Origin of the sequence: Streptomyces sp. ISL-66 (assembly GCF_018614135.1) — a bacterium.
Taxonomy (GTDB): domain Bacteria; phylum Actinomycetota; class Actinomycetes; order Streptomycetales; family Streptomycetaceae; genus Streptomyces.
The window spans coordinates 1-6,988 of sequence record NZ_JAGGOW010000206.1; the positions used below are offsets into that span (position 1 = coordinate 1).

The 6,988-nt window shown below is 71.9% G+C and carries 6 protein-coding genes; 2 read left to right on the forward strand and 4 right to left on the reverse strand.

Translation table 11 applies throughout. The features are described 5' to 3' along the window. The first annotated feature begins 546 nt into the window (after positions 1–546). Positions 547–987, forward strand: coding sequence for a hypothetical protein (locus J7E97_RS32785; RefSeq protein ID WP_215034832.1), 441 nt, complete (start codon positions 547–549; stop codon positions 985–987). 135 nt (positions 988–1,122) lie between these two features. Here J7E97_RS32785 and J7E97_RS32790 read toward each other — a convergent pair whose 3' ends face one another. Continuing rightward, positions 1,123–3,342: an NADP-dependent isocitrate dehydrogenase gene (locus tag J7E97_RS32790; protein ID WP_215034834.1), complete on the reverse strand. Its 2,220-nt coding sequence runs from the start codon at positions 3,340–3,342 to the stop codon at positions 1,123–1,125. A gap of 267 nt (positions 3,343–3,609) precedes the next feature. Beyond that, positions 3,610–3,963 carry a DUF805 domain-containing protein gene (locus tag J7E97_RS32795; RefSeq protein WP_215034836.1) on the reverse strand — a complete coding sequence of 118 codons (354 nt, stop codon included), beginning with the start codon at positions 3,961–3,963 and terminating at the stop codon, positions 3,610–3,612. A 270-nt stretch (positions 3,964–4,233) separates the two neighbouring features. Between J7E97_RS32795 and J7E97_RS32800 the strand changes: the two genes are divergently transcribed. After that, entirely contained in the window at positions 4,234–5,319 is a 1,086-nt protein-coding gene (locus J7E97_RS32800; protein ID WP_215034838.1) for an NAD(P)-dependent oxidoreductase, read from the forward strand. A gap of 83 nt (positions 5,320–5,402) precedes the next feature. Here J7E97_RS32800 and J7E97_RS32805 read toward each other — a convergent pair whose 3' ends face one another. Further along, a complete protein-coding gene (locus J7E97_RS32805) occupies positions 5,403–6,530 on the reverse strand; it encodes a sensor histidine kinase KdpD (RefSeq protein ID WP_215034840.1) in 1,128 nt (375 codons plus the stop codon). After that, a partial coding sequence (locus J7E97_RS32810) for a response regulator transcription factor (protein ID WP_215034842.1) occupies positions 6,527–6,988 on the reverse strand: 462 nt, incomplete at its 5' end. The genes J7E97_RS32810 and J7E97_RS32805, both read right to left, overlap by 4 nt.

Sequence of the window (6,988 nt, forward strand, 5' to 3'; positions counted from 1 at the left end):
GGCGCCGGGCGTGGCGCCGCCGGTGGCGCCGGATCCGTCCGCCCGGACGTCGCCCGGGCCGGCCCCCGGGCGCTCCAGCCGGTCGGCGACGGTCCGCGGTTCCCAGGCGATGCCGGTGGCGGCGCAGACGCCGACCAGGAGGAAGGCGGACAGGAGGAGGGTCACGAGGGGTCTGCGGGCCCGGAAGCCCGGGCGGCGCCGGTGCGAAGGGGGGCGCTTCGCCCTCCCGGCCCGCCGCTGGTCCGCATGCATCGTGACGCCCTCCCCGAATGTGCCCGCGTGTCGGGCTGCACAGCAGTAGAGCCGATTCCCGGCCCCCGGACAACCGTTCGCCGGAGGTCGGGCCCGCCCCGGCCCCGGCACGTACGGCATGGGGCGCACGGGGACTACGCCCGCAGGAAACAGGGGACCTTTCAGTGGAATAGGGAATTCCCCTGGCCATCCGGCAGAACTGGCGGATAATCGGCTCCGTGCGGCCTGAAACAACCCTCCGGCCGCACAAGGTCACGCATGCACATGGGGGGCATCGTGCCGATGGGGAATTCCATGAGCGCCGGCACGTTTCCGGCCACGTCCGTCGAACTGTCCCGGCTGCTCACCGCCGTACGGCGGGGCAGGGTTCTCACCGTCACCGGACCGTTCCGGGAGCCCCCGAGCCTCCTCGTGCGGGAGATCGGGGAACGGCTCGCGTCCAACTTCTGCGACGGGGTGGCCGTGGTCCGCATGGACCACCGCTTCGGGATCCGCGATCTGACGGCCGCGCTGGGCTGCGTACCGGGCATGCCGTTCCTGCCGTGCGGCACGGCGGACGCCGCTTCGTGGCTGGCCGAGCGGGACGTGCTGCTCGTCCTCGACGGCTCGGACCACCTCGGGCCCGAGACCCTGGACTGGCTGCGCCGCCTGCTCTCCGTGGCCCCCGGGCTGCGGATCCTGGCCGCCGGGCAGCACCCGCTGGCCTTCGCGCAGGAGCGGGTGCACCGGCTCTGACCGGACCCGCCCGAGCCGCCCGGAGCCCGCGCCGCCCTGAGCCCGCGCTCCGGACGCGGGTCAGCCCCGGCCGGCGGCTGCCGGCCGGGGCTGACCCGTAGAACGGTGGTGCTGCGAAACGGTGGTGCTGCGGCCTCAGCCGAGGATCGCGAGCGCCTGGTTCAGCGTCGCGGACGGCCGCATGATCGCCGAGGCCTTGTCGGCGTCGGGCCGGTAGTACCCGCCGATGTCGGCCGGGGAGCCCTGGACGGCGATGAGCTCGCCGACGATCTTCTCCTCGGACTCGGCCAGCGTCTTGGCGAGCGGGTCGAACGCGGCGGCCAGCTTCGGGTCGTCGGTCTGGCGCGACAGCTCCTGCGCCCAGTACAGGGCGAGGTAGAAGTGGCTGCCGCGGTTGTCGATGCCGCCCAGCTTGCGGCTCGGCGACTTGTCTTCGTTGAGGAAGGTGCCGGTCGCACGGTCCAGGGTATCCGCGAGGACCTGGGCGCGGGCGTTGCCCGTGGTGGTGGCGAGGTGCTCGAAGGAGACCGCCAGCGCGAGGAACTCGCCGAGCGAGTCCCAGCGCAGGTAGTTCTCCTTGACGAGCTGCTGGACGTGCTTCGGGGCGGAGCCGCCGGCGCCGGTCTCGAAGAGGCCGCCGCCGTTCATCAGCGGGACGACCGACAGCATCTTGGCGCTGGTGCCCAGCTCCAGGATGGGGAAGAGGTCGGTCAGGTAGTCGCGCAGCACGTTGCCGGTCACCGAGATGGTGTCCTCGCCGCGGCGGATGCGCTCCAGGGAGTACTGCGTGGCCTCGACCGGGGAGAGGATCTTGATGGTCAGACCCTGGGTGTCGTGGTCCGCGAGGTACGTCTTGACCTTGGCGATGAGCTGCGCGTCGTGCGCGCGGCCCTCGTCGAGCCAGAAGACGGCCGGGACGCCGGTGGCGCGGGCGCGGGTGACGGCGAGCTTGACCCAGTCCTGGATCGGCGCGTCCTTGGTCTGGCAGGCGCGGAAGATGTCACCGGCGGCGACCTGCTGCTCCAGGACCGTGGCGCCCGAGGCGCCGACGACGCGGACGGTGCCCGCGGTGGCGAGCTCGAAGGTCTTGTCGTGGCTGCCGTACTCCTCGGCCTTCTGGGCCATGAGGCCGACGTTCGGCACCGAGCCCATCGTGGACGGGTCGTACGCGCCGTGCGCGCGGCAGTCGTCGATGACGACCTGGTAGACGCCGGCGTAGCTGCTGTCCGGGAGGACGGCGAGCGTGTCGGCCTCGGCGCCGTCCGGGCCCCACATGTGGCCGGAGGTGCGGATCATGGCCGGCATCGAGGCGTCGACGATGACGTCGGACGGGACGTGCAGGTTGGTGATGCCCTTGTCCGAGTCGACCATCGCGAGGGCCGGGCCCTCGGCGATCTCGGCATCGAACGAGGCCTTGATCGCGTCGCCGTCGGGCAGGGCGCCCAGGCCGTTCAGGATGGTGCCGAGGCCGTCGTTCGGGGAGAGGCCTGCGGCGGCGAGGGTCTCGCCGTAGCGGGCGAAGGTCTTCGGGAAGAAGGCGCGGACCACGTGGCCGAAGATGATCGGGTCGGAGACCTTCATCATCGTGGCCTTGAGGTGCACGGAGAACAGGACGTCCTCGGCCTTGGCCCGCTCGATCTGAGCGTTGAGGAAGGTGCGCAGCTCGTCGACGTGCAGGACGGACGCGTCCACGACCTCGCCGGCGAGCACCGGTACGGACTCCCGCAGCACGGTGACCGCGCCGTCGGCGGCGACGTGCTCGATGCGCAGGGTGTCGGCCTCGGCGATCACGGCGGACTTCTCGGTGGAGCGGAAGTCGTTGGCGCCCATGGTGGCGACGTTCGTCTTCGACTCGGGGACCCAGGCACCCATGCGGTGCGGGTGCGCCTTGGCGTAGTTCTTGACCGAGGCGGGGGCGCGGCGGTCGGAGTTGCCCTCGCGCAGGACCGGGTTGACGGCGCTGCCCTTGATCTTGTCGTAGCGGGCGCGGATATCGCGCTCCTCGTCGCTCTTCGGGTCGTCCGGGTAGTCCGGGAGCGCGTAGCCCTGGCCCTGGAGCTCGGCGACCGCGGCCTTGAGCTGCGGGATCGAGGCCGAGACGTTGGGCAGCTTGATGATGTTGGCGCCCGGGGTCTTCGCCAGTTCGCCGAGCTCGGCGAGGTCGTCCGCGATGCGCTGGCCCTCTTCCAGGTACTCGGGGAAGCTGGCGATGATCCGACCGGCCAGGGAGATGTCACGGGTCTCGACATTCACACCGGCCGTCGACGCGTATGCCTGGATCACAGGCAGGAACGAATACGTCGCGAGGGCCGGGGCCTCGTCAGTGTGCGTGTAGATGATGGTCGAGTCAGTCACCGGGTGCTCCGCTCCACAGTCTGCGTCTCTCGTCTGCAACATTGCTCGACATCAAGATATCTCGTGATCGGGCCGGTCTGGACAGCCCCCTGCGGAAGGGGGAAGGAGACGCGTGTCACGTTCGGTGACGAGGGGCCCCTGTCGGGGCCCGGAAACGGCGAGAGCGCCGCCACCGGCTGTTTCCAGCCAGGGGCGGCGCTCAAGCATTGCCGGTCACGTATTACCGGTGACGAACCGCCGGTCACGCACTACCGGTCACACGCCTGCTCAGGCGTGGACGGCCTTCGGGCTCGGGCCGTACTGGTTCGGGTTCGGCTGACCCTCGGTGGCCGTCAGGACGATGAGCCAGATGCCGCCGACGAGCGGCACGAAACCGATGAAGTACCACCAGCCGGACTTGCCGAGGTCGTGCAGCCGACGGACGGTGAGGGCGATGCAGGGAACGATGACCGCCAGGATGTAGAGCCCGTAGATCACCATGTTGGCGCCGATGACGGCATCGATGATCGCGACGACGATGGCGACGGCGATGTTGAAGAGGAAGAACATCCAGAACTCCTGGCGGCGCGCGCGGCCGGAGAAGTCGGCGTACTTCTTCAGAACGTCGGTGTAGTAGTGCATGGGCCCCCCAGAGGACGGTTCGTCGGCCCGTCCTGATGGAGCAAGCCGGGGCAGAACTTATGCCCCGCTTACGGCGTGGTCAAGCCAGTTGGCAAGGTGCCAGAAGGGTGACTTTTCGGCGCTCCGCACCCTAAACAGATTAGTAACGGGCGGAACTTGGAACCCAGCCGCCCTATAACCTCACCGACCGTGACGAAATGAACTGACGGAAGTCTTACGGAGGGGCGTGGGAGCCCCCGCCGGGCCGTCGCGGTCCGTAGCGTCCCCGCCATGCGCGTACTCGTCACCGGCGGAGCCGGGTTCATCGGCTCCCACATCGTTACCACTCTGCGTCTTCACGACCACGATCCGGTCGTCCTGGACCTCGTGCCCCCGGCGGGCGAGGGCGAGTTCGTACGGGCCGACGTGCGCGACCCCGAAGCCGTACGGGACGCGCTGCGCGGGGTGGACGCCGTCTGCCACCAGGCCGCGATGGTCGGCCTCGGCAAGGACTTCGCGGACGCCCCGGCCTACGTCTCCCACAACGACCTGGGCACGGCCGTACTGCTCGCCGCGATGGCGGACTCCGCGGTCCGCAAGCTGGTCCTGGCCGGCTCGATGGTGGTCTACGGCGAGGGCCGCTACGAGTGCCCCCGCCACGGGACCGTCCGCCCCGGCCCGCGCCGGGTGGCGGACTTGGCCGGCGGCCGCTTCGAACCCCGCTGCCCGCGCTGCGACGCGGAGCTGGCGCCGGGGCTGGTGGACGAGGACGCCCCGACGGACCCGCGCAACGTCTACGCGACGACGAAGCTCGCGCAGGAGCACCTGGCGGCGTCGTGGGCCCGGTGCGTGGACGGCCGGGCGGTGTCCTTGCGTTACCACAACGTCTACGGACCGGGGATGCCGCGCGACACCCCGTACGCGGGGGTGGCCTCCTTCTTCCGCTCCTCGCTGGCGCGGGGCGAGGCGCCGCAGGTGTACGAAGACGGCGGCCAGCAGCGGGACTTCGTCCACGTGCGGGACGTCGCGGAGGCCAACGCCCTGGCGCTGGAGGCCGCGACGCCGCTCGGGTTCTGCACCCCGTACAACACCGGCAGCGGCAGCCCCCGCACGGTCGGGGAGATGGCCACCGCCCTCGCCGAAGCCCACGGCGGCCCGCTCCCCGTGATCACCGGCGAGTTCCGCCTCGGCGACGTCCGCCACATCACAGCCGACTCCGGGCGCCTGCGTGCGGAGCTGGGCTGGCGCCCCCGGGTCGGCTTCACGCAGGGCATGACTGAGTTCGCCCACGCCCCCCAGCGCCCGCCCACTCCTGCGCCGCCGACACCTGAGCCGAACCCGGCCCTACCGGACCACCCCGGCCCCTCCCGCGCCTGAGGCGCGGGGGGGGCGGGGCCGACCCCCGTGGAGCCGACCGCACCCGCCCGGGGACCCGGCACGAACAGGTCAGGCGGGGCCGGTCAGGCCGGAGCCGGATCCGGAGCCGGCAAGGTCACCTCGAACCGGCAGCCCCCCGGCACGTTCCGCACCACCGCCCGCCCCGAGTGTGCCTCGACGATGCCCCGCACGATCGCCAACCCCAGCCCGGCCCCCGCCGGAGGCACCGGCGTTCTGGCCGACGACCCCCGCCACCCCGTGTCGAAGACCCTCGGCAGGTCCTCCGCCGGGATGCCCCCGCACCCGTCCGTCACCGACACCACCACCGCGCCCGCCCGCAGTGAGGCCGCGATCGCCACCGTCCCGTCCGCCGGCGTGTGCCGGATCGCGTTGATCAGCAGGTTCGCCAGGACCCGGGTCATCTCCTTGCCGTCCACCTCCACCGGCAGACGGTCGACCGCTTCGCCGACCAGCCGAACGCCCCGCTCCCGCGCGAGCGGGTCCACCCCTGACAGCGCGTCGCCCACCAGGTCGTACACGGACATCCGGCTCGGGCTCAGCGCCAGCGCCCCCGCGTGGATGCGGGAGAGTTCGAACAGGTCCCCGACCATGGAGTTCAGCCGGTCCACCTCGGTCCGGATCTGCCGGTGGTAGCGCTCGGGGTCCTCGGCCATGCCGTCCTCGAGCGCCTCCGACATGGCCCGCAGACCGGCCAGCGGGGTCCGCAGATCGTGGGAGATCCAGGCCACCAGCTCCCGCCGGGACTTCTCCAGGGCCCGCTCCCGCTCCCGGGACGCGGCCAGCTTCTCGCTCGTCGCCGCCAACTCGCGTGACAGCGAAGCCAGTTCCGCCGTCGCCGGTCGGGGCGGCGCCGCGAAGCTGCCTCCTTCGCCGAAGTCCCTCGCCGCCACCGACAGTTCGTGGCTCCGGGCCACCACCCACCGCCCCAGCAGCAGCGCGGTGGCCAGCGAGACCACCGCCGCCATCGCCACGACCAAGGTGACCACCCCGAGGTCGTGCCGGGAGAGGAACATCGCCCGGGCCACGGCGAGCGTCCCCGCCAGCATGGCCGTCACCGCCACCGCGGCGATCACCGTCAGGGACACCGCCACCGACCGGTGCCGCACCAGCCTCAGCACCACCGCGCCGACGGCCCCCGCGCACACCGCCCCGCCGAACGCGAACAGCGCGATGAGCAGTACGTCCTTCATGCCGGTGCCACCTCTCCCGCCCCGGCCGGCCGCGACCCGCCCGGTTCGAAGCGGTAGCCGACGCCCCACACGGTCTGGATCAGCCGCGGTCGCCCGGGGTCGTCCTCGACCTTGGCGCGCAGGCGGCGTACGTGCACGGTCACCGTCGACAGGTCCCCCAAGTCCCAGCCCCACACCTCGCGCATCAGCTCCTCGCGGCCGTGCGCCTGCCCGGGATGCCGAAGGAAGTGGGCCAGCAGATCGAACTCCCGGACCGTCAGGAAGAGTTCACGACCGTCCTTGGCGGCCCGGTGGGTGGCCGGGTCCAGGGTGATCCCGGCACCCGTCAGCCCGGCCTCCCGCCCGCCGGCGCCCCTGGCGGCCGCGGAGGCCCCGGCGGCCCCGCCGCGCCGCAGTACGGACGTGACCCGCAGGACCAGCTCCCGCGGACTGAACGGCTTCGTGACGTAGTCGTCGGC

What these genes read in the sequence shown, in the direction of transcription:
- J7E97_RS32785 (WP_215034832.1), top strand. Translation starts at nt 547, where the DNA reads ATGAGCGCCGGCACGTTTCCGGCCACGTCCGTCGAACTGTCCCGGCTG.
- J7E97_RS32795 (WP_215034836.1), bottom strand. Translation starts at nt 3,963, where the DNA reads ATGCACTACTACACCGACGTTCTGAAGAAGTACGCCGACTTCTCCGGC.
- J7E97_RS32800 (WP_215034838.1), top strand. Translation starts at nt 4,234, where the DNA reads ATGCGCGTACTCGTCACCGGCGGAGCCGGGTTCATCGGCTCCCACATC.
- J7E97_RS32805 (WP_215034840.1), bottom strand. Translation starts at nt 6,530, where the DNA reads ATGAAGGACGTACTGCTCATCGCGCTGTTCGCGTTCGGCGGGGCGGTG.